Raw genomic sequence first — 21757 nt, 5'->3', positions numbered from 1 at the left:
CGAGGCGCTCGTGATTACACGTCTTTTTCGTATTTGATAAAGCCAGACTTCTTCGCCACTTTGTCATACAGCGTCTGCGCGGTGGCGTTGGTTTCATGGGTATGCCAGTACAGACGCGAACTGTTGTTGGCTTCAGCGTGCTGACGTACCGCTTCAATCAACGCCCGGCCAACGCCTTTGCCTCTGGTCTGCGGCGCCGCAAACAAATCTTCCAGATAGCAGTAGTTGGTTGCTGCCCAAGTACTGCGATGATAAAGGAAGTGAGTGAAACCGAGCATGGTGCCCTGGTCGTCAAAAGCCCCGAATCCCCACAGCGGCTCCTGCGCATCCAGCATACGTTCCCACGTCAAATCGGTGACACTGTCACTGATTTGAGCATCGTAAAAGGTCAGATAGCCCTGCCAAAGCGCCTGCCACTGCGCCCGGTCGCTAGCCGTTAACAGGCGGACATTCACCTGGCGAGCAGGTTCGCCTTTCTGCCGACTAAGTGCGTCGCGAGTAGCTGCAAGCCCAACACGCTGTACGCCGTCAGCCATATTGTCCGCGGCAAGCCAGCGTTCAAACGCGCTTTTCACCAGCGGCCATTCGCCATCGGTAATGGAGAACCAGGCCGTATCGCGGGTACGCCCTTTGTAGATAACCAACTGACGTAACACGCCTTCAAAACGGAAGCCCAGGCGCAGCGCCGCACGGCGGGATGGCCCGTTCAGGCTGTCGCACTTCCACTCGTAACGACGGTAGCCCAGCGCTTCAAACGCATACTTCATCAGCAAAAAATGGGCTTCCGTGGCCAGAGCGGTGCGCTGCAGCCGTGGCGAAAATACCACAAAGCCGACTTCGATACTGCCGTTCGCCGGATCAATGCGCATCAGCGACAGCGACCCGAGAGCTTTACCATTGGCGTTGTCCACCACGGCGAAATGAAAAGCATCCGGGCTTTGTGCTGCCCCGGCAATGTACTGCATAAAATCAGCTTCGGTGTCGAATGGCCCAACGCTGAGATAAGTCCAGCCGCGAGCATCTTCAGCCTCGCACCACGCCTGCCAAAGCTGCGCCCCGTGCTGCGCCGCACTCAGCGGCTCAAGGTGGCAAAACTGCCCGTTTAACGTGACGCGATCCGGCAGCGGGCGGCGCTGCCAGTCAGAAAGAGATAAGCCAATCGGCTGCTGGAAACTGTTGACGGTAAAAGACATGCTAACCTCTGGAATTCGATGGTGAATGTCGAAAACTATAGGCGCACAGAGGTTCAGCCAAAAGTACCACAATCGGTAAATTTTGGCAGACCACTTATATCGTCACCAGCCCCCGAACGTCCTCTTGTTCCATTGCGCCGCCGTCCCCACGCTGGACTATCTCCCCACGGGACATGACCAGATACCGGTCCGCAAGCTCTGCGGCAAAATCATAAAACTGCTCCACCAGCAAAATCGCCATATCTCCGCGCCCGGCGAGATGACGAATCACCTGGCCTATCTCTTTGATGATCGACGGCTGGATCCCTTCCGTTGGCTCATCCAGAATCAGCAACTGTGGCTTACACGCCAGGGCGCGGCCAATCGCCAGCTGCTGCTGCTGCCCGCCGGAGAGATCGCCGCCCCGCCTGAGCTTCATCTCTTTTAGCACCGGAAAGAGTTGGTAAATTTCGTCCGGGACGGCCTTTGCTTCCCGCCCGGAAAATCGCGACAGCCCCATCAGCAGGTTTTCTTCCACCGTCAACCGAGGAAAGATTTCCCGTCCCTGTGGCACGTAGGCAATACCGGCCTGAACACGCTGGTGCGGCTTACGCTGGGTGATGGTTTTCCCCTGCCAGGTAATACTGCCGCCTTTCACCGGCACCAGCCCCATCAAGCTTTTCAGCAGCGTGGTTTTCCCTACGCCGTTACGCCCGAGCAGACAGGTCACTTCCCCCACGCGCACCTCAAAACTGACGCCGCGCAGAATATGGCTACCGCCGTAATACTGGTTTAGCTCATTCACCTGCAGCATATTTGCTCCTTAACGGCCAAGGTAGACCTCAATAACCTGCTCATTCGCCTGCACTTCGCGCAGCGATCCTTCCGCCAGCACCTGCCCCTGATGCAGCACGGTGACGTGATCGGCAATGGTTTCCACAAACCCCATGTCGTGCTCAACCACCATCAGCGAATGCTTGCCCGCGAGGCTGCGGAACAGCTCCGCTGTGTATTCAGTTTCTGCATCGGTCATGCCCGCCGCAGGCTCATCCAGCAGCAGCAAATGCGGCTCCTGCACCAGTAACATGCCGATTTCGAGGAACTGCTTTTGCCCGTGGGACAGCAGCCCGGCCCGGCGATGGCGCTCCCCGGTCAGCCGCAGCGTTACCAGCATGTCATCAATGCGGTCGCGCTGTTCGCCGCTGAGTTTCGCCCTCAGGCTCGCCCACACCGACTTCTCGTTTTTCTGCGCGATCTCCAGATTCTCGAAGACCGTCAGCGCCTCGAATACCGTGGGCTTTTGAAATTTTCGGCCGATTCCCCGCCGGGCAATTTCAATGGGTTCCAGCCGCATCAGATCGATGGACTGATCGTAAAAAGCCTTGCCGCTTTGAGGTTTGGTTTTGCCGGTGATCACGTCCATCAGCGTGGTTTTTCCCGCCCCGTTTGGCCCAATCACGCAGCGCAGTTCCCCCACGCCAATGTTCAGCGACAGGTTGGTTAACGCCTGAAACCCATCGAAGTTAACATTGATATTTTCCAGCGCCAGCACCGGGTCGGTCTGTTCGCGAAAGCGATCCGTGGGGTACTGGCGAGTAAACAGAGACTCGGCAGGCTGCATCATTTATCTCCTTTGCGCAGCAGGCCAATCACCCCGCGCGGTAAAAACAGCGTCACCAGAATAAAAATCAGGCCAAGAAACAGCTGCCAGTACTCCGGCACGGCCATGGTGAAGTAGCTTTTCGCACCGTTCACCAGCCCTGCGCCCAGCACCGGGCCAATCAGCGTGCCGCGTCCGCCCAGCGCCACCCAAATAGCGGCCTCGATGGAGTTAGTCGGCGACATTTCGCCTGGGTTAATAATGCCCACCTGCGGCACATACAGCGCCCCGGCTAAGCCGCACAGCACTGCAGAAAGCGTCCACACCAGCAGCTTGAAACCCCGAGGATCGTACCCGCAGTACGTCAGGCGGTTTTCCGCATCACGCACCGCCGTCAGAACTCGGCCAAACTTGCTGCGCGCCAGCCAGAACCCGAGAACTATGCTCGCCACCAAAAGTAGAACGGTCGCGATAAACAGCCCGATACGCGTCCCGACCGCTGTAACTGGCATCCCTAACAGCGTGGTAAAGCCGGTAAACCCGTTATTGCCGCCAAAACCGGTTTCATTGCGGAAAAACAGCAGCATCCCCGCATAGGTCAGCGCCTGCGTCATGATCGAGAAGTACACGCCCTTAATCTTTGAGCGAAAGGCGAAATAACCGAAAACAAACGCCAGCAGCCCCGGGACCGCCATCGCCAGCAGCAGCGCCCAGGCGAAGTACTGTGTGCCAAACCAATACCACGGCAGCTCGCTCCAGGAGAGAAACGACATAAACCCGGGCAGCCCGTCACCGGCGGCCTGGCGCATCAGGTACATGCCCATAGCGTACCCGCCGAGAGCGAAAAACAGGCCGTGCCCGAGGGAAAGTAAACCGGCATAACCCCAGACCAGATCCAGTGCCACCGCGACGATGGCATAACAGAGGATCTTGCCGATCAGCGTCATGGTGTAGGTCGACAGGCTGAGCGGATTACTCGCGGGCAACAGCGTCAGAAACGGCAGCGCCAGCAGCAAGACAACCAGCAGGGTACCCAGCACCAAAGTCAGGCGCGGCGCTTTATGCCCGAGCGTTAAAGTCAGCGGCATACTCATCAGTCAATGACCCTCCCTTTTAGCGCAAACAGCCCCTGTGGCCGCTTCTGAATGAACAGCACAATCAGCACCAGAATTAAAATTTTGCCCAGCACCGCGCCGATTTGCGGCTCGAGGATTTTATTGAAAATGCCAAGCCCGAACGCCGCGGCCACGCTCCCGGCAAGCTGTCCAACGCCGCCCAGCACCACCACCAGGAAGGAGTCGATGATATAGCCCTGCCCAAGCTCCGGCCCCACGTTACCCAGTTGAGACAGCGCCACGCCGCCCAACCCGGCAATGCCGGACCCAAGCCCAAACGCGAGCATATCCACACGTCCGGTAGAAACGCCGCAGCAAGCCGCCATCGCGCGGTTTTGCGTTACGGCTCGCACGTTCATCCCCAGCCGCGTTTTATTCAGCAACAGCCAGGTAAAGAGCAGTACCAGCAGCACAAAACCCAGAACCACCAGGCGGTTCCACGGCAGGATAAGGTTCGGCAACACCTGAAGCCCGCCGGACAGCCACGCCGGGTTAGCCACTTCCACGTTTTGCGCACCAAACAGCATACGCACGATCTGAATCAGCATCAGGCTGATGCCCCAGGTCGCCAGCAGCGTCTCCAGCGGGCGGCCATACAAATGGCGGATAATCGTGCGTTCAAGCGCCATGCCAATCCCGGCGGTAATTGCGAACGCCACCGGCAGCGCAACCAGCGGATATAGCGCCAGCCACGCCGGGGCAAACTGCTGAAACGCGGCCTGAACGCCCCACGCCGAGTACGCGCCCAGCATCAGCATTTCGCCATGCGCCATATTGATTACGCCCAGCAGACCATAGGTGATCGCCAGCCCCAGCGCGGCGAGCAGCAAAATCGAGCCCAGAGAAAGCCCCATAAATGCCTGCCCAAGGATATCGCCCAGCATCTGGCGGCGTTCGATTTGACGCAGCCCGTCAGCGGCGGCCTGGCGCACATTCGTATCTGGCTCAGCGCCAGCATCGGTTAAAGGTTTGAGCAACGCTTCTGTGTCCGGGTCAGCGGACTTGCCGAGCAACTTAACCGCCTCCAGGCGCACGGCGGCCTGCGGGCTGGCCAGCTCAAGACGGGCGGCGGCCAGCGTCAGCGCATCACGCACGCTTTGCTCTTTTTCTGCACTAATCCGCTTTTGTAAAACGGGCAGCAGTTCCGGCGGAGCCTCTTTCTGCAAGGCTTTCGCGGCATTTAAGCGAGTAGTGACGTTGTCACTGATTAATTGATGGCTGGCCAGCGCCCCGGCGACCAAAACGCGCAGCCGGTTGGTCAAACGGAGTTTTTTTGTCTCGCCCTGCGGCTGGGCTTCGTCGCCCAACGGCGTCAGCACGGCACCGGTCTGGTTGAAAGCAGAATGTCCGTCGGTGACCAGGGTTTCCTGCTGCAGCGCATTGAGCAGCGGTAAACGAGCGGGAGCGGGTGCCAGCGTCCAGCTTTGCAGCAGGTCAGCCTGCGCCGTGCGGTTTGCCGCCGCAAACGTTTCTGTATCTCCGGCGGCGGCAAGCCCCGGCAATAAAGCGGCCACAACCAGCAGCAGCCGGGCCAGTGTTGCTAATGTCATGGCGTTCTCCTGAATGGTTTTACCCTGTTGCCCCTCACCCTAACCCTCTCCCCACAGGGGAGAGGGAATAAAATGCAGAGGCTATCAACGCTTTCCCCCTCTCCCTTCCAGGGAGAGGGCCGGGGTGAGGGTAAATGCGCTGAGGGACGAACATCAGTTGCTGGCGGTCTTCACCGGCAGATCCGATTTCTTATCATTTCCGGGAATAAACGGGCTCCACGGCTGAGCGCGCACAGGCTTATCGGTCTGCCACACCACGTTGAACTGGCCGTTGCTTTCGATCTCGCCGATCATCACCGGTTTGTGCAGATGGTGGTTGGTGGCGTCCATGGTCAGGGTAAAGCCGGAAGGCGCGTTAAAGGTCTGCCCGGCCATCGCCGCCCGGACTTTATCCACGTCCGTCGTGCCCGCTTTCTCTACGGCCTGCGCCCACATATGAATGCCAACGTAAGTGGCCTCCATTGGGTCGTTGGTGACCACGGTATTGGCGTTCGGCAGGTTGTGGGCTTTGGCATAGGCCTTCCACTCGCTGACAAACTGCTTGTTGGTCGGGTTATCGACGGACTCGAAGTAGTTCCAGGCCGCGAGGTTACCCACCAGCGGTTTGGTATCGATGCCGCGGAGCTCTTCCTCACCTACGGAGAAAGCCACCACCGGGACGTCGGTCGCCTTCAGGCCCTGGTTCGCCAGCTCTTTGTAGAACGGCACGTTGGAGTCGCCATTGATGGTGGAGATCACCGCCGTTTTACCGCCAGCGGAGAATTTTTTGATATTGGCCACAATGGTCTGGTAATCGCTGTGGCCAAACGGCGTATAGACCTCTTCGATGTCTTTGTCCTGAACGCCTTTAGAGTGCAGGAAGGCGCGCAGGATCTTGTTGGTGGTGCGCGGGTAAACGTAGTCCGTCCCCAGCAGGAAGAAGCGCTTCGCCGCTCCGCCGTCTTCGCTCATCAGGTATTCCACCGCCGGAATCGCCTGCTGGTTAGGCGCCGCCCCGGTGTAAAACACGTTCGGCGACATCTCTTCCCCCTCGTACTGCACCGGGTAGAACAGCAGGCCGTTCAGCTCTTCAAAGACCGGCAGCACGGATTTACGCGACACGGACGTCCAGCAGCCAAAGACCACGGCGACTTTGTCCTGGCTCAGCAACTGCCGGGCTTTTTCAGCGAACAACGGCCAGTTTGACGCCGGATCAACCACCACCGGTTCCAGCTTTTTCCCCAGCACGCCGCCCTTCGCATTGATGTCGTCAATGGTCATTAACGCCACGTCTTTCAGCGGCGTTTCAGAAATGGCCATGGTGCCCGACAGCGAGTGCATGATCCCGACTTTGATGGTGTCCGCCGCCTGGGCAGCGAAGGCCCATCCAAAGCTGACAACCGAAGCGGAAAGCGCGAAAGCTTTAACAAAGGTACGACGTTGCATAAGTCTGACTCCCCTGAAGTAACAATAAGTGATTAGCTCAGCTTGAAGTGCCGGGCCTGGTGCAGCATATGAAGCGTTATCTGACGAACCTCTTTCTGACTTGCGGCGATGTGGTCGTGTAGTCGGGTTTGAGCCTCCTCTAGGTTACGGTCCCGGACGGCAAGCAGGATCTGTCCATGCTCGGCATATGTCGCACTCACGCGAGGCTGACGGGTAAAATCCAGCCGGCGCACAATGCGAATTTTTTCGGTGATCTCCCGGTGAACCCTCGCCATTTCAGGGTTGCCCGCGGCAGAGACCAGCGTCATGTGAAAAGCTTCATCGTGCGGCGCGACGTTCATTCCCTCGGCCAGCGGCGGTTCATCCAGCCAGAACTGTTTCAGCGCCTGTAGCGGCAGTGGGAAAACGGAGTCTGCCCGCTGGCAAAGGCGTTTCACTGCCTCCAGCTCCAGCACGATGCGCAGATCGTAAAGCGCTTCGAGATGATCGAAATCTACCGCGCGGATTTGCCAGCCGCTGCGGGGCTGCACGTCGACATAACCTTCCTGCTGCAGCGCGTAAAGTGCCTGGCGAACCGGCGTGCGGCTGGCGCTCATGCGCTCCGCAATTTCGTTTTCGCTAAAGCGGTCGCCCGGCAGCAGGAGGAAGTCGAAGATTTCCTGTTTGAGCTGCTGGTAGATTCGCTCGGCTACGGCTTCTGGTCGCTTTGGCATAGTGTTTTTCCGTGTCATTTTTACCCTCACCCCGGCCCTCTCCCTGGAAGGGAGAGGGAGAAAAAATGGGATGATTTGTCGGTTTTTATTCCCTCTCCCCTTTGGGGAGAGGGTTAGGGTGAGGGGCTAAATCCCTCTACACCGCCTCCAGCCACAACAGCGCATCGCCAGGCCCCACCGGTCGGCCCTGTTGGCACTGGATCCGCACCACCTTGCCGTCACACGGGGCACTAACCAGCAGCTCCATTTTCATCGCCTCAACAACGATCAGCGGCTCACCCTGCTTCACGCTTTGCCCCGGCTCCACCAGGATCTTCCAGATATTGCCGTTCAGGTCAGCGCTGACGAGCTGCCCGGCCTGTTCCTCCTCCGGCAGTTCCACCGCCATCAGCGCACTCTCCACCGCCGCGCTTTCCTGTTCTTGCCAGTGCGCCACTTCGCTCAGGAAAGCTTCCTGTTGGCGGCTGCGGAAAGCGGCAATATCGTCGGCGTTGTCGGCAAGAAAACGGCTATATTCGGCAAAATCAAACTCAACTTCTTCGATCTCAACCTGAGCACGCCCTTCCCGGAACGCCGTGCGGAACGCGGTTAGATCTTCCTCGCTCACCGGGTAGAAACGTACCTGGTCGAAGAACTTGAGCAGCCACGGCTCGTCGCCAAACTGGTCGTTTTTGAGGAATTTGTTCCAGATGGGCAGCGTGCGCCCCACCAGCTGATAACCCCCGGGCGAATCCATGCCGTAGATGCACATATACATCCCGCCGATCCCTACCGTGCCTTCAGCTGTCCACGTCCGCGCCGGGTTGTACTTCGAACTCAACAGGCGATGACGCGGGTCGAGCGGCACAGCGCAAGGTGCGCCGAGATACACATCTCCCAGGCCGAGCACCAGATAGCTGGCGTCGAACAGGATCTGTTTCACCTCGTCGCGGCTTTGCAGCCCGTTGGTGCGCTGAATAAAGTCCACGTTGTTTGGCAGCCACGGAGCCTCTTCCCGAACCGTTTGTTGATAACGCTCCACCGCCGCCAGCGTGGCGCTGTCTTCGAAGGCCAGCGGTAAATGCACGATGCGGGAAGGAATTTTCAACTGGGTCACATCGCCCAGCTGTTTCTCAATGCCCAGCAGCAGCGTGAGCAGTTGGCTCTGGGAAATACGCTGGCTGTCATAGCGGATCTGCAGCGAACGCACGCCGGGAGAAAGCTCCTCGATCCCCGCCTGTGCCGCCTGATTAATCGCCTTCATCAGCAGATAGATACGCAACCGCAGCGCCAGGTCGAGTACGTTATCGCCGTATTCGATCAGCACATAGTTGTCGCCTGCCTGACGGTAAACCACCGCCGGAAGCTCAGCCTGAGTGGGGATTTCCGCCAGAATCGCCGCGCTGGTCGTCGCACCTGGCGCAATGGAAGGATGCAGATCCGGCAGGCTGGCGCCGGCACACAGGTTAGTCACCGCCACCTGCTGGGCAATCTCCAGCGACTGCGCGTGCTCAAAGCTGATGGCATGGAAACGAATTCGATCGCCCGGCTTCACCTGCCCGACTTTCCACAACTCCGCTTTGGCAATCGTCACCGGGCAGACAAATCCGCCGAGACTTGGACCGTCACGAGTCAGGATCACCGGGAAGTCACCGGTAAAGTTCACCGCACCGATGGCATATTCGCAGTCGTGCACGTTGGAAGGGTGTAACCCCGCCTCGCCACCGTCGGCTCTGGTCCACTCCGGCTTTGGCCCGACAAGGCGCACGCCGAGGCGGTTAGAGTTGTAGTGAACCTGCCATTCGGCGTTGAAAAAGGCCTCCATCGACTCAGGCGTGAAGAAATCCGGCGCGCCGTGTGGCCCGTAAAGCACGCCAATCTCCCATACCTCTCCGTACTGCGGGATTAGCGCGGGTTCAGGGGCCTGCGGCAGGCTAATCGGCGCTGGCGTAGTGCAGGCTGGCAGGCAAGGCTGAGAGATGGCGAGCACATCCGCGACGCGTAATGTGCGCCCCGCATGCCCACCAAACTGGCCAAGCGCAAAGGTAGAGCGGCTGCCGAGATACACAGGCACGTCAAAACCGTTACGCACCGCCAGATAGGTACGGCAGCCGCTGGTCGCCCTGCCCAGCGTCAGGATCTGCCCGGCTTTCACTACTGTGGGCTGCCAGAAGGTCACTGGCTGGTCATCCAGCGTCGCCGGGCAAGGCGCGCCGGTCAGCGCGATAGTGGCTTCACTGTGGAAGCGCAGCGTCGGCCCCTGCAGGGTAAACTCGAGCCCGGCGGCGGAAGGATGGTTGCCGACAATGCGGTTCGCCAGGCGGAAAGCAAAATCATCCATCGGCCCGGACGGCGGCACGCCGATATCCCAGTATCCGAGGCGGCCTGGGCTGTCCTGAATGCTGCTCCAGGTGCCCGGCTCCAGCACTTCCACGGCCTGCGCCTGATAACTCACGCTGTCCAGCAGGCGCGTCCACATCACCCCGGCCTTAAACTCCGGCAGGCGGACGATCTGGCGCAGATAATCCAGATTGGTGGCGATCCCGTGCAGCCGGGTGGCTGCCAGCGCGTCGTTTAGTTTACTTAACGCCTGCAGGCGGTCATCGCCGTGAACGATGATCTTGGCGATCATCGGATCGTAAAACGCGCTGACTTCGCTGCCGGTGCTGACCCAGCCGTCAACCCGCACGCCTTCTGGGAAATAAACGTCGGTTAATACGCCCGGCGAGGGCTGGAAGTTTTTCAGCGCGTCCTCGGCATAAATGCGGACTTCAATCGCCGCCCCCTGAGGCGCTTCGGCCATTTTTTGCCAGTCCGGCGACACGCCTGCCGCGACCAGAACCATGCATTCGATCAGATCCAAGCCCGTGACGCATTCAGTCACCGGGTGTTCAACCTGCAGGCGGGTGTTCACCTCCAGGAAGTAGAACGCATCCCGCGCTGCATCGTAGATAAACTCCACGGTTCCCGCGCTGCGGTAATGAACAGATTCACCCAGCGCCACGGCGGCACGGTGCAGCGCTGCGCGCGTGGTCTGCGGCAAATTGGGGGCTGGTGTTTCTTCGACAACTTTTTGGTTACGGCGCTGCAGCGAGCAATCACGCTCTCCTAAGGAAACCACCTTCCCTTTGCCATCGCCAAAGATCTGCACCTCCAGGTGCCGGGCTTTATCGACAAAACGCTCGATAAACACGCCATCGTCGCTGAAAAACTGCGCGCCCATACGCTTCACGCTTTCCCAGGCCTCGAGCAGCGCAGGTTCGCTGTCGCAGCGGGTCAGGCCGATCCCGCCCCCGCCCGCCGTGGTTTTTAGCATTACCGGATAGCCGATTTCCGCTGCCGCCAGCTGCGCTTCGGTAAGGGATGTCAGCAGCCCGGTGCCCGGCGTCATCGGCACATCTACGCCAGAAGCCAGCTCGCGGGCGCGGTGCTTCAGGCCAAAATCACTGATTTGCTGCGCCGTTGGCCCGATAAAAACAACCTCTGCCGCCTCACAAGCCTCGGCAAATTCGGCCCGCTCTGAGAGGAAGCCGTAACCGGGGAAAATCGCCTCTGCACCGCTCTCTTTTGCCGCCGCCAGTATTTTCTCGATATTCAGATAGGTGTCGCTGGCTTTATCTCCGCCGAGCGCTATCGCTTCATCGGCATCAATAACGTGCTGCGCGCTGGCATCCGCGTCGGAATAAACGGCCACGCTGGTAATGTTCATTTTCTTCAGCGTGCGGATAGCACGACAGGCAATTTCGCCGCGGTTGGCAATTAAGACTTTGTTAAACATATTCCTCTCCTTAAGCGCCAGGTTGACGGGCAAGCCAGGCCTTCCAGCCGCCCCATGCGGTAATGTCCGTGGCGCCTTCTGTCACACACGGTTCACAGATAAAGCCCTTCACGCTGCGCCCGTCCTGCAGGGTCAAAGTGCCGATACCCAACGGCGCGGGGATTTCGGCGACAAACTCGCCAAAACGCGCGAGCGGGATATCCCACAGCTCAACGGCGATCGGCTGCCCTTCGGCGGCGCGAACCAGGCCCGGCTTCGGCGGCTGGGTGTTCGCCAGGGCGTAAAGGCGATAGGTCTCTGCCGTATGAGTATCTTCGACGAAGACGGCGTTGCGGCCGGTTAGCTGGTGGTTAAGCGGCATCCCGCGCAGATGCGCGCCCACAACAGCGACACGCACGTAGCTGCTGGCAGGCGTCATAGTCTGTTGTTCAGGCACTTTCTGGGATGTTGCTCCGGCAGGCAGATCAAGCTGCGCCTGCCACTGCGCACCAAAATGGCTGAGCGCGGCATCGTGCCAGGCGGGTGCGATCAACGTGATCCCTGCTGGCAGACCATCGGCCCGGAAATCTGCCGGAAGCGCCAGCGCGCTGAGGTCAGCCAGGTTGGTAAAGTTGGTGTAGGTACCAAACTGCGAGTTATAGGCCACCGGCTCGTCGCGCATTTCAGCCAGCGTATGGATCGTCGGCGACGTTGGCACCACAAGGGCATCAAACGAGGCAAGCTGCTGCTGAATATGGCGGACAAGTTCAGCGCGGGTGTATTCCGCCTGCCAGGCATCGCAGGCCGTGAAGCTCAACCCTTTGGCGACGATCCCACGTACCGTAGGGTCCATGGCATCAGGATGTTTTTCGAGGATTTCCTTCACCGCAACGGTTCGCTCGGCCACCCACGCCCCGTTGTACAACTGTTCCGCCAGCCGGGTGAAATCACTGAAATCTACCGCTACCAGCTCCGCACCCATCGCCATTAACTTATCCAGCGCCAGCTGGAAAGCCTCTTCGCTGAGCTTGTCGCCAAAGAACGTCAGGCGGTCTGGAATGGCAAAACGCAGGCGGGGGCTAAAACGAGCCGGTGCGATGTTAGGGTTGCTTCGGGAGTAAGGATCAAGCGGATCGTACCCACCTGCAACGTTGGCGACCAGGGACGCATCCACCGCTGAATGAGCGAAGATCGACACACAGTCGTTGAGGCGGCAGGCCGGGACTACGCCCGCCGTAGAAAGCCAGCCTTTGGTTGGCTTTAAGCCAACGATGTTATTGAACCCGGCGGGTACACGCCCGGAGCCTGCGGTGTCCGTTCCCAGTGAGAAGCAAACCAAACCGCGCGCCACCACAGATGCGGAGCCTGAACTCGAACCACCGCTCACGTAGTCCGGATTGAAACTGTTCACCACCGCGCCATACGGCGAGCGGGTGCCGACCAGGCCCGTCGCGAACTGGTCGAGGTTAGTTTTGCCCACCACAATGGCCCCGGCGGCGCGAAGGCGCGCAATCACCGTAGCATCATTAGCGGGATGATAAGTAAACACCGGGCAAGCGGCGCTGGTTGGCATCCCGGCTACATCAATATTGTCTTTAACCGCAAACGGCACGCCAAATAGCGGGAAATCCGTCGGCGTTTTTTCCCCATCATTAATGACCTGCAATAACGCTTTTATTTGCTCATGAATTTGCTGCTCGCTGGCGATATATATCCACGCATTATCCTGCCGCGAAATATTAGCCATTAATTGCTGATAAGCGCCCGGCAGCAAATGCGGCTGCGGCTGGTAATCGGCTACCCACTGCGACAATAAAGCGACTGACATAAGCTGGCATCCCACCTGGTATACAAGATGGAATAGATAAAGCAATTACAGTGCCAGAATTTATAAAAAAATGATTTGCAAGGAGATTGTATTAAAAAATAAGATTTTATTATCTTTAAAGCACCGTCGCGGGGCGTTATTTTAGTGCGGATGAATAATTAAGAGGATATATCTGGCGGTGAATATAATACCTTCACCGCCAGGGAAGGTTATTTCCCGCTACGGCGAGCGGAAACGGTGGCTAATGCCGCCCAGTCAAGATGTTCATCGCCGTGAGCCAGCGCATCGAGGTAGTTATCCCGCAATACGCCCGCAAAACCCATTGGCACATTTTTATTTTCCGCCGCCTGCTGCGCCAGACGCACGTCTTTCAGTCCCAGTTTCATGGTAAATCCGGCCGGGCTGTAGCGTGATTCGGCGATCATCGCACCATAATTTTTATACGCCGGGGCGGCAAACAGGGTGCTGGTCAGCATGCCGAGGAAATCCCCGGCGGCCACATCGTAGGCCCCGACCAGCGCAGAAGATTCCCCCATCGCTTCAATGGCGCTGGCGAGCATAAAGTTAGCAGCCAACTTCACCGCTGCCGCCTGCTCTGGCCTGTCGCCAAAGCGCCAGTTTTTTTGCCCCAACACATCGAAGAGCGGCTGCACGCAGTCCAACAGTTCTGCTGGCCCTGCGGTAAGGATATTGAGATTGCCCGCGGCGGCAACGTCCACGCGCCCCAGTACCGGTGCAGCAATATAGCGATGCCCGGTTGCGCTGGCTTTTTCCGCCATCTCATTGGTAAAGGCGACGGAAACCGTGGCCATGTTGATCCAGATAGCGCCCTGCGGCAGTGCTTCCAGCGCGCCCTGCTCGATCACCACCCGGCGGCTGGTGTCGTCGTCGGCTAGCATAGTGATCAACACTTCGCTGTCGGTGAACGCTGCTGGCGTGGCGTGTATTGTCGCCCCTTTCGCTTTTAAGGCTTCCGCAGGTGCCTGAGAGCGGTTCCAGACGGCAACCTGATGCCCGGCTTTCAGCAGATTTTCTGCCATTGGCTGGCCCATTCCGCCCAACCCGATAAATCCAATACGCATAATAACTCCCGGCTAGAGAATAGTGCCGCTGCGGGTCAACTGCTCGCGGCGTTCTTCGGTTTCTTCTTTGTGATGATTGCCTTTGTGGGCAATGGCGATACGCAGCCGTTGCTGCTGGGCATAGCGGTCTTCTCGCGTGAGCGCTGCATCGGCGCTGAGTTCAACCAGCAGTTCGTTCATTGGGATGATGATGTCTTTGGCAATGGCGTCGTCTACACGGTTTATCACGTCTGCAAGATGGGTCATGGCGTGTTCCTTATGATGTTTTGCCCCTCACCCTAACCCTCTCCCCTGAGGGGCGAGGGAATAAAAAGAGAACCCCTTTTCCCTGAGTGTGGGAATAAAAAACCGGCATCTGTATCCCCTCTCCCTTTCAGAGCGCGGGAATTAAAAAACCAGCATCTGTATTCCCCCTCTCCCTTCCAGGGAGAGGGCCGGGGTGAGGGTTGGTATAAATTAATCCAGCTTCGCTTTGGAGAAATCACTGCCAGCGAGGCTAACGGTATAACCGCTCACGTTGCTGCGGGTCGCGTAGAAGGTTTTACCGTTCGCCAGCGCAATCCACGGCGCCTGCTGATAGTAAACTTCCTGCGCCTGAACGTAGAGCTTCGCGCGGGCAGCCGGGTCACTGGTCAGCTTCGCTTTCTGTACCAGTGCATCGTAGTTTTTGTCACACCAGCGGGCGACGTTCGAACCACTGGCGACGCTGCCGCAGCCCAGCAGGGTATCGGCAAAGTTATCCGGGTCACCGTTATCGGACATCCAGCCAAACAGCGCCGAGGAATGCTCCCCTTTACGCATCCCGGACAGATATTCACCCCATTCGAAGGTGACTATTTTGGCGTTCACGCCCACTTTCGCCCAGTCGCTCTGGATCATTTCCGCAATGCGCCGCGAGTTCGGGTTGTACGGACGCTGCACCGGCATAGACCACAGATCGGTATCAAAGCCCTTCTCCAGCCCGGCCTGCTTCAGCAAGACTTTGGCTTTTTCTGGGTCGTACCCGTAGTCTTTAAGATCCTTGTCGTAGCCCAGCATGGTCGGCGGGATCGGCGATTTTGCTACCGAACCGGACCCCATAAAAATGGCGTTGACGATGGCTTTTTTGTCCACCGCATAGTTCAGCGCCTGGCGCACCAGCGCGTTATCGAACGGCTTCTTACTGGTGTTAAACGCCAGATAGCCGACGTTCAGGCCGTCGATGCTGTGCAGCGCCAGGTCTTTATCCGCCTTGATGGCATCGAACTGCACCGGGGCTGGCGCAGGGATAATCTGGCATTCATTTTTCTGCAGCTTCGCCAGACGGGTTTGCACGTTCGGGGTGATGGAGAAAATCAGGTGTTTGGTTGGGACTTCACCTTTCCAGTAATTGGGATTCGCAACGTAGCGAATCACGGAATCCACTTTGTAATCCTGCAGCGCGTAAGGCCCGGTGCCGATCGGGTTGTTGTCCACCCGCTCCGGCGTACCGGCTTTCAGCATCGCATCCGCGTACTCTGCGGACAAAATAGAGGCAAAGTCCATGCCCCAGTCGGCGAGAAACGCCGCGTTAGGCTCGCTCAGGGTGAACTGGACGTGATAGTCATCCAGCTTTTTAACGTCCACGATGAGCTTGTCGAGGCCAACATCGTTGAAGTATTCGTAGTTCGCCTGCGACACCTTGTGATACGGATTATTGGCATCTTTCTGGCGCATGACCGAGAACACAACATCGTCGGCATTGAAGTCACGCGTGGGTTTGAAGAACTTGTTGCTGTTGAACTTCACGCCCTTTCGCAGGGTAAACGTATAGGTTTTGCCATCGGGACTGATTTTCCATTCCGTCGCCAGTGACGGTACCGGCGTGTTGTCGGCCAGGCTGAAATCAATCAGGCGGTTATACAGGGTTTGCGAGCTGGCGACGAAACTTGGGCCGGAGCTGGCAATTTGTGGGTTAAAGGATTCAGGGGAGGCTTCGGAGCAGTAAACCAGCGTGCTGTTAGCCGCCGCCATCGCGCTTCCTGTCGGGAGGAGCGCGCTCAGCAGCAGACCGAGCAGTGTTTTCCCTTTAGACATAGTGTTTGCCTTTTATTTGCTTGCCAAATGGTTGAGCTACTTATTATTTCTCACAGTAATAACAGCACAGCCCTTAGCGACAAGCAAATGGCAAACCTTCCCTTTCTATACAATTGTGGCGGTTAACGGGGCGCTCAGCGAAGTGGCTCAGCCCACAACCTTCACGCCCTGCCCGACAAAATCACGCCACAGACAGGTCAGCACCGCGATGATCATCAGCCCCAGAGAGACCAGCGAGACAGTGGTAAACCCATGATCGGTATAAAGCGGCCCGTAGCTGCTGCTGCCAGCAAACACCGCGAGATAAGTCACGGCGCTGTTCAATCCCATCAGCGTGCCGCGCTTAGCCGGGTCGATGGCCGTCAGGCGCTGAATCAGTAAGTTCACGCCCAGGTGGTTCACCAGGCCCAGCACAAACAGCAGGCAAATAACCCCGATCAGCGAACCGCCAAGCATCGCCAGACCCAGGTAAACAAAGGCGGCCACCAAAAGCACTGGCGGCATCAGGCGTTTAGGGCCAAACCGATCCACCATCCCGCTGAGTAAGGCGGCACAGCCGAACCCGGCCCCATAGGCAATCGCCACCCCGCCGTTGGCCGTCATCGGCAGGCCGAGATCCTGATGCAGGTGATCGCCGAGGTAGGCATAAATCCCGTAAAACGCGGTCATAAACGCGCCACAAACCACCAGCAATGACTTGATGCCCGGCAGCCCCAGGGCAGACAGCGGTGAAGGCGCAATGCCTGCCGCCGGGCGATCCTGCATGTTCAACCTGACAAGCGCGATCAGCGCCAGGGCCGCCAGACAGCTCACGGACACATACACCGCGCGCCAGCTGAACAACTCGGTCAGCACCACGGAAAACGACACGCCAGCGATCATGCTCAGCGTCCAGCCCGTCAGCACCTTGCCGATGGTTCGGCTTTCACGCCCCGGCTCCGCAATGGCGGCGGCGCTGGCATAAATCGCGGGCAGCGCGATACCGGAAGCCATCCCGGCTATCAGTTGAGCGGCAATAAACACCGCCACGGAAGGCGAAGCCGCGCAAATCAACAGCGCCGCGCCCAGAAGCATCATGGTGAATTTGAGCATCCGCGCCGACCCGACTAAATCGATCAAACGAGCCAGGAAAAGTGCGCTCGCCGCCGTCCCCAGGCCAAAAGCCGCCGCGGCCATCATCACCGTAGGCACACCCGCCCCGATAGACGATGCTACTGCCGGCGCGATAGGCCCCAGCACCATTGAGTTAGCGCCGATAACGCCGACGCAGCCGGTCAGCACATATACAGCTTTAGCGGGAGACAGAGACGGCTCTGGATGCAGTTCCAGACACTGGCTGTTTTTCATTTTTCTTCCTGGCAATGATTAAACTTGACTTACATTCGATAAAAACCAATTTTATCCGAATGAAATTCAGCGTCATTAGTCAGGGGCAATATGAAAAAAGAAACAGACAGTATTAAGCAGAACGGTGCGGCAGAGCGAACTCTTGATGCCGCTGACCGAAGAATATTAGGCGCGCTGGTGGAGGATGCGACCATCAGCTATGCCGAACTTGGCGAAAAGGTTGCACTTTCCGCCCCCGCGGTACACGAAAGAGTCAAACGCCTGAAGCGTTCCGGGGTGATCCAGCAGACGGCGGCGCTGCTCGACCCGAAGGCCATCAGCAAATCCCTGCTGGCGTTTGTCCACATTGATACCAAAGGTTGGGGAAAAACGCCGGATCTGCTGCGAATTTCCGCCTATCCGGAAGTGGAAGAGATCCATTCCGTGGCCGGGGACACGTCCATGCTGCTGAAGGTCCGCACCGAGGATTCAAGGGCGCTTGAGGCTCTGCTTGCACATCTGTATGAGATCAACGGCGTGGTGGCGACCAGGACGTACATCGTCCTGTCCACCTATCTTGAGCGCCCTGTCCAGCCGGGCATTACCCGCGACTGGCCGGAACAGGACTAACGTCATTTCACGATGTAGCGCGTTGAGGCGAAGTTATTCAGTATTTTATGAATAATAAAGGTGACGGCCAGCGTGCCGACAATCGCCACCGATACCGATGAAATACGGTACAGCGCGCTGAAAACAATGTCCTGATTAGGGTGCATGTATTGCCCGAACATCAGCGCCAGCGTGGTCAGAATAGAAAAGCCCACGCCCGGCCCGACCTTCTCAAACACATGAATTCGCGCGGCCAGCAGCAGGCCGAGGCTAATCAGCGGCATCAGCAGGATCAGATGGCGGCTAAAATCGTAGATCACCAGTTGCACCAGAATGGCGTAAAGACACCCGGCAATCACCCCGACGATGCGCCACCAGGACGAAAGGATCGCCCCGCGAAAATGCATGGGGAACAGGGCAAAAATGCCCGCCATTAGCGCGGCCAGAGAGTCATTCAGCGTGTAGACCTGGAACACGGTGAATAAGATAGTCGCCGTTAACGAAGCGAGCAGCGTTTCATGCATCACCCGTGGCCCGTCCTTTTGAATCGGAGGCGGCGGCTTGCGCGGCTCTACGTCTGGCAGCAAATAGCAGCTAAGCGCCGACAGCCCCACGGCCAAAAGGCTACCAATGATGTTAGAAAACATCAGGTCGCTCATGTCGGTGGTCGGGTAGCTCAGGAAGTTGGCCATCACGCTTAAACAGACCACGCCCATGGAGCCAAACAGGAAGAGCGGCCCCCGGCTCATCAGGTAGAAGCGCGTCATGTACATCAGAAACACAATCAGCGTCATCGGCAGCGGGTAATTCGCCAGCACCGCAAACAGCAGCGTCATTTCCACGCAGTTCAGCAGCGCATTGGCGATCATTTGCCGGGCAATATGGCCGTTAAAAATGGGTACCAGCCCGGTGAGCATGATGGGGTAAACCACGTAGAACACCCCGTACTGCGTGTTAACCCAGCTGTAGACAAACATCCCCACACAGCCCGCCATCACGATACGCAGCATATGGCGGAAATCATTGCCGCTGAACGGCGTCGGCGCATTCCGTTTCAGCGGGCCAAGAATAAATTTAATAAACATAATGCAGGTAGCTCACCAGCCTGATTTGCATCCCGCCGATAAACGAAGCGAAAGCGGAAGGCGAATTGTAGAGCTGCACCGTGGCTCGCGCGCCCGCCGGAAGGTCCGGCGTTTTCCCGTCTTCAAGCAGCAAATGAATGCGCATACGCTGCGCGTCCCTCACCCAGCGATTTGAGGTCTCCGGCGCGGAAAGCTGCCCGTTGATGGCCTGCTGCCCCGGCAAAACACCCGCGTCTTTGCTGGTGACCCGGGCTTTGAAAACCTGCCCCGGTAGGCCGTCAAAAACGATGTCCGCCGTTGTTTCTGGGCGGGTTTTACTCAGGCTTTTCTCGCGGAAGTCGGCCACGATATCGAGCTTGTCGTTAACCAGCGCCAGCGCGGGGGAACCGGCCCCGGCATACCAGCCTTCTTTTAGCTGCAAATTACTGATAATGCCGTCGCTGCTGGCAACCACACGGGTGTAATCCAGATTTAACCGGGCGTCGTTCAGCAGGTTGCGGTATTTTTGCAGCGTGACGTTTTGATCCCCGCGTTCACCCCGCGAAATCACCAGCTGTGCCAGCGCAGCCTGGAGGTTGTTGACGTTTTGCACCGCGCTTTGCCAGCGTGTAAAGGCCGCATCCAGATCCTGTTTAGAAATCAGGTTACCGCTGCTTAGCCCGTTAAAGCGGTGATAGCTGCGCCCGGCGTTGTCGGCATCCAGTTGGGCAGCTTTAATTTTTGCTCGCGCGGCGCTGATTTGGGCGTCAATTTGCTGGTTATCGAGAATCGCCTGCTGATAGGCAATTTCCGCACGTTCAAGCTGATTCTGGTAAGGCTTATTGTCTATCTCGAACAGCACATCCCCTTTCTTCACCACGCTGTTGTTGCTGACGTAGATATGCGTCACGTAGCCCGAAACGCGGGATGAAACCGGGGTCACCACGCGCATCACGGTAGAGTCCGGGGTTTGTGGTACCCAGATGTCGGCGGCCAGAAAATAGCAAAACATCGCGGCAAACAGCGCCAGCGTGACTTTTACCCAGCGGGTAAATCGTTGTTCAGGGGTCATAACTACTCGCTAAATGAGAAATACGCCGGGAAACCCGGCGTGAAAGAACTACCGAATTTTGATCATGTTGGCGGCCAGCAGGTTTACCGTCTGGCTGAATTGTTCTATTTGCTCCTCCGGAATGCCTTGTGCGACCTGGGCCTGGCAGCGCTCCACCGTTTCACTTACCGCTTTAATCGCTTTTTGGCCCGCGGGCGTCAGCGAGATAAATTTCACCCGCCTGTCTTTTTCGTCCGGCGTGCGGGTGACGTAGCCCTCTTTTTCCAGCTGTGCCAGCGTGCGCGTCAGAGGTGGCAGGTCGATACCCTGCGCCCGGGCCAGATCCGTGACGGTGATTTTCTCCCCCGCCACGCTGAGCTGCATCAGCGTCGTCCAGCTGCTTTGGGTCAGACCGGTAAACGCCACGGCATCATCCACAATGCCGCGCCAAAGGCGCACCAGCATCGCCAGGCGCATCCCAAGCGGGCGGTCGGGAAAATCGATAATGTCGTATTTATCGTCATGCATCGGGTAATCCCCATGTATATAGTCACTATGATAATTATCATGATAAGTATTTATTTGGTGAATACAACTGACAATAACCAGGGGTAATTACTGAGGAAAAGGCACAGACAAAAGCGCCCGCAGGCGCTTTAGAAAAGAAAGGTGTCGTTAGCTCAGGCGGGTAGCAATATCGGCCACGCGTGCGCCATACTTCACGGCAGTGTCCAGGTCACCCTGGGCAATTTGTTCAGCGCCTGCGTCAGCCGGAGACTGCACCAGCAGCCCAACTGAGCCGCCCAGGTTGTTCGCGTCTTCGCGGGTCGCCGCCAGCGTGTTCGCCGGCAACTGGCCCAGGCTCACCCAAATACCGCCGTGCTGAGAAGCCAGAGTTTGCATCCACTGCAGGCTCACCTGCTTGTCGCCGTTCAGGCTGGCGCTGTTGGTGAAACCGCCGAACACTTTGTCCTGCCAGCCACGGGTGAACCAGACTTTGGACGACGCATCGGCAAACTTCTTAAACTGCCACGGCACGTTGCCCATGTAGGTCGGCGCCCCAAAGATGATCCCTTTGGCGTCGTTCAGTTTTTGCCAGTCCGCTTCCTGAATATCACCGTTGCTGTCTACGGCGATCAGTTCGGCGTTTGCCCCCTGGGCAACATGCTCTGCCACACGCTTGGTGTGACCGTATCCGGAAAAGTAAATAACAGCGATTTTAGCCATAATATTTCTCGACATGGTTAGAGGGAAAGCTCTGGCCTGGTGGCCGTGAAATCTGGGTTAATCGTGTCTGTCTTTTTCTTTCTGGTCAAGAAGTTACCCGCCAGTAAGTGACTTACTCGCAGGTAAGTATCGCCCGCATCTTACCGCCCCATTTTGTCTAATAGCCAGATAATTTACCCATTTTGGCGTCTCTTCTGCCGTTTG

At 57.8% G+C, this 21757-nt stretch carries 18 protein-coding genes; 1 reads left to right on the top strand and 17 read right to left on the bottom strand.

All coding sequences use genetic code 11. From position 1 onward, the window contains the following. Nucleotides 1-14 precede the first annotated feature (14 nt). The 13 genes from B9Y90_RS27540 to B9Y90_RS07535 form a co-directional block, all read right to left on the bottom strand. The gene (locus B9Y90_RS27540) at nt 15-1193 is read right to left on the bottom strand and encodes a GNAT family N-acetyltransferase (protein WP_085540827.1); all 1179 of its coding nucleotides are present in this window, start codon (nt 1191-1193) and stop codon (nt 15-17) included. A gap of 94 nt (nt 1194-1287) precedes the next feature. Beyond that, a complete protein-coding gene (urtE, locus tag B9Y90_RS07590) occupies nt 1288-1986 on the bottom strand; it encodes an urea ABC transporter ATP-binding subunit UrtE (RefSeq protein ID WP_085540826.1) in 699 nt (232 codons plus the stop codon). Nucleotides 1987-1995: 9 nt separating this feature from the next. Continuing rightward, nucleotides 1996-2793, bottom strand: coding sequence for an urea ABC transporter ATP-binding protein UrtD (urtD, locus tag B9Y90_RS07585; RefSeq protein WP_085540825.1), 798 nt, complete (start codon nt 2791-2793; stop codon nt 1996-1998). Then, complete coding sequence (urtC, locus tag B9Y90_RS07580; protein ID WP_085540824.1) at nt 2793-3866, bottom strand: urea ABC transporter permease subunit UrtC; 1074 nt, start codon at nt 3864-3866, stop codon at nt 2793-2795. The genes urtD and urtC overlap by 1 nt, the downstream gene beginning before the upstream one ends. Continuing rightward, complete coding sequence (gene urtB, locus B9Y90_RS07575; RefSeq protein ID WP_085540823.1) at nt 3866-5437, bottom strand: urea ABC transporter permease subunit UrtB; 1572 nt, start codon at nt 5435-5437, stop codon at nt 3866-3868. Before urtB ends, urtC begins: the two co-directional genes overlap by 1 nt. Before the next feature lie 153 nt (nt 5438-5590). Next, entirely contained in the window at nt 5591-6862 is a 1272-nt protein-coding gene (gene urtA / locus B9Y90_RS07570; protein ID WP_085540822.1) for an urea ABC transporter substrate-binding protein, read from the bottom strand. 32 nt (nt 6863-6894) lie between these two features. Beyond that, nucleotides 6895-7575 carry a GntR family transcriptional regulator gene (locus tag B9Y90_RS07565; RefSeq protein WP_085540821.1) on the bottom strand — a complete coding sequence of 227 codons (681 nt, stop codon included), beginning with the start codon at nt 7573-7575 and terminating at the stop codon, nt 6895-6897. 136 nt (nt 7576-7711) lie between these two features. Beyond that, nucleotides 7712-11332 (bottom strand): urea carboxylase, encoded by a 3621-nt coding sequence (gene uca, locus B9Y90_RS07560; protein ID WP_085540820.1) that lies wholly within the window; start codon nt 11330-11332, stop codon nt 7712-7714. Nucleotides 11333-11342: 10 nt separating this feature from the next. Then, a complete protein-coding gene (gene atzF / locus B9Y90_RS07555) occupies nt 11343-13139 on the bottom strand; it encodes an allophanate hydrolase (protein WP_217808978.1) in 1797 nt (598 codons plus the stop codon). Nucleotides 13140-13348: 209 nt separating this feature from the next. Next, nucleotides 13349-14221: an NAD(P)-dependent oxidoreductase gene (locus B9Y90_RS07550; RefSeq protein ID WP_085540819.1), complete on the bottom strand. Its 873-nt coding sequence runs from the start codon at nt 14219-14221 to the stop codon at nt 13349-13351. Between the two features lie 12 nt (nt 14222-14233). Beyond that, nucleotides 14234-14467, bottom strand: coding sequence for a DUF2526 family protein (locus tag B9Y90_RS07545; RefSeq protein ID WP_085540818.1), 234 nt, complete (start codon nt 14465-14467; stop codon nt 14234-14236). 210 nt (nt 14468-14677) lie between these two features. After that, the gene (locus B9Y90_RS07540) at nt 14678-16276 is read right to left on the bottom strand and encodes an ABC transporter substrate-binding protein (RefSeq protein ID WP_085540817.1); all 1599 of its coding nucleotides are present in this window, start codon (nt 16274-16276) and stop codon (nt 14678-14680) included. 147 nt (nt 16277-16423) lie between these two features. Beyond that, a complete protein-coding gene (locus B9Y90_RS07535; protein ID WP_085540816.1) occupies nt 16424-17623 on the bottom strand; it encodes an MFS transporter in 1200 nt (399 codons plus the stop codon). A gap of 90 nt (nt 17624-17713) precedes the next feature. Between B9Y90_RS07535 and B9Y90_RS07530 the strand changes: the two genes are divergently transcribed. Further along, nucleotides 17714-18232: an Lrp/AsnC family transcriptional regulator gene (locus B9Y90_RS07530; RefSeq protein WP_039293892.1), complete on the top strand. Its 519-nt coding sequence runs from the start codon at nt 17714-17716 to the stop codon at nt 18230-18232. Between the two features lie 2 nt (nt 18233-18234). Here the strand turns inward: B9Y90_RS07530 and B9Y90_RS07525 are convergent, their stop codons facing one another. From B9Y90_RS07525 to B9Y90_RS07510, 4 genes are all read right to left on the bottom strand, one after another. Further along, nucleotides 18235-19296: a DUF2955 domain-containing protein gene (locus tag B9Y90_RS07525; RefSeq protein WP_085540815.1), complete on the bottom strand. Its 1062-nt coding sequence runs from the start codon at nt 19294-19296 to the stop codon at nt 18235-18237. Further along, a complete protein-coding gene (locus B9Y90_RS07520) occupies nt 19286-20347 on the bottom strand; it encodes an HlyD family secretion protein (protein WP_085540814.1) in 1062 nt (353 codons plus the stop codon). Before B9Y90_RS07520 ends, B9Y90_RS07525 begins: the two co-directional genes overlap by 11 nt. A gap of 48 nt (nt 20348-20395) precedes the next feature. After that, on the bottom strand, nt 20396-20854 hold the full coding sequence (locus B9Y90_RS07515; RefSeq protein ID WP_085540813.1) for a MarR family winged helix-turn-helix transcriptional regulator: 459 nt from the start codon (nt 20852-20854) through the stop codon (nt 20396-20398). Between the two features lie 147 nt (nt 20855-21001). Next, nucleotides 21002-21553, bottom strand: coding sequence for a flavodoxin family protein (locus tag B9Y90_RS07510; protein WP_085540812.1), 552 nt, complete (start codon nt 21551-21553; stop codon nt 21002-21004). Between the last annotated feature and the right edge of the window lie 204 nt (nt 21554-21757).

It is taken from the genome of Cedecea sp. NFIX57 (assembly GCF_900177785.1).
GTDB lineage: Bacteria > Pseudomonadota > Gammaproteobacteria > Enterobacterales > Enterobacteriaceae > Cedecea > Cedecea neteri_C.
The sequence above is the reverse complement of the archived record's forward strand: the minus strand, read 5'-3'. Positions and strand labels throughout refer to the sequence as shown.

Bases quoted from the DNA above. Each gene is read 5' to 3' on its own strand.
- B9Y90_RS27540 (WP_085540827.1), bottom strand. From the start codon at position 1,193: ATGTCTTTTACCGTCAACAGTTTCCAGCAGCCGATTGGCTTATCTCTT.
- urtE (WP_085540826.1), bottom strand. From the start codon at position 1,986: ATGCTGCAGGTGAATGAGCTAAACCAGTATTACGGCGGTAGCCATATT.
- urtD (WP_085540825.1), bottom strand. From the start codon at position 2,793: ATGCAGCCTGCCGAGTCTCTGTTTACTCGCCAGTACCCCACGGATCGC.
- urtC (WP_085540824.1), bottom strand. From the start codon at position 3,866: ATGAGTATGCCGCTGACTTTAACGCTCGGGCATAAAGCGCCGCGCCTG.
- urtB (WP_085540823.1), bottom strand. From the start codon at position 5,437: ATGACATTAGCAACACTGGCCCGGCTGCTGCTGGTTGTGGCCGCTTTA.
- urtA (WP_085540822.1), bottom strand. From the start codon at position 6,862: ATGCAACGTCGTACCTTTGTTAAAGCTTTCGCGCTTTCCGCTTCGGTT.
- B9Y90_RS07565 (WP_085540821.1), bottom strand. From the start codon at position 7,575: ATGCCAAAGCGACCAGAAGCCGTAGCCGAGCGAATCTACCAGCAGCTC.
- uca (WP_085540820.1), bottom strand. From the start codon at position 11,332: ATGTTTAACAAAGTCTTAATTGCCAACCGCGGCGAAATTGCCTGTCGT.
- atzF (WP_217808978.1), bottom strand. From the start codon at position 13,139: ATGTCAGTCGCTTTATTGTCGCAGTGGGTAGCCGATTACCAGCCGCAG.
- B9Y90_RS07550 (WP_085540819.1), bottom strand. From the start codon at position 14,221: ATGCGTATTGGATTTATCGGGTTGGGCGGAATGGGCCAGCCAATGGCA.
- B9Y90_RS07545 (WP_085540818.1), bottom strand. From the start codon at position 14,467: ATGACCCATCTTGCAGACGTGATAAACCGTGTAGACGACGCCATTGCC.
- B9Y90_RS07540 (WP_085540817.1), bottom strand. From the start codon at position 16,276: ATGTCTAAAGGGAAAACACTGCTCGGTCTGCTGCTGAGCGCGCTCCTC.
- B9Y90_RS07535 (WP_085540816.1), bottom strand. From the start codon at position 17,623: ATGAAAAACAGCCAGTGTCTGGAACTGCATCCAGAGCCGTCTCTGTCT.
- B9Y90_RS07530 (WP_039293892.1), top strand. From the start codon at position 17,714: ATGAAAAAAGAAACAGACAGTATTAAGCAGAACGGTGCGGCAGAGCGA.
- B9Y90_RS07525 (WP_085540815.1), bottom strand. From the start codon at position 19,296: ATGTTTATTAAATTTATTCTTGGCCCGCTGAAACGGAATGCGCCGACG.
- B9Y90_RS07520 (WP_085540814.1), bottom strand. From the start codon at position 20,347: ATGACCCCTGAACAACGATTTACCCGCTGGGTAAAAGTCACGCTGGCG.
- B9Y90_RS07515 (WP_085540813.1), bottom strand. From the start codon at position 20,854: ATGCATGACGATAAATACGACATTATCGATTTTCCCGACCGCCCGCTT.
- B9Y90_RS07510 (WP_085540812.1), bottom strand. From the start codon at position 21,553: ATGGCTAAAATCGCTGTTATTTACTTTTCCGGATACGGTCACACCAAG.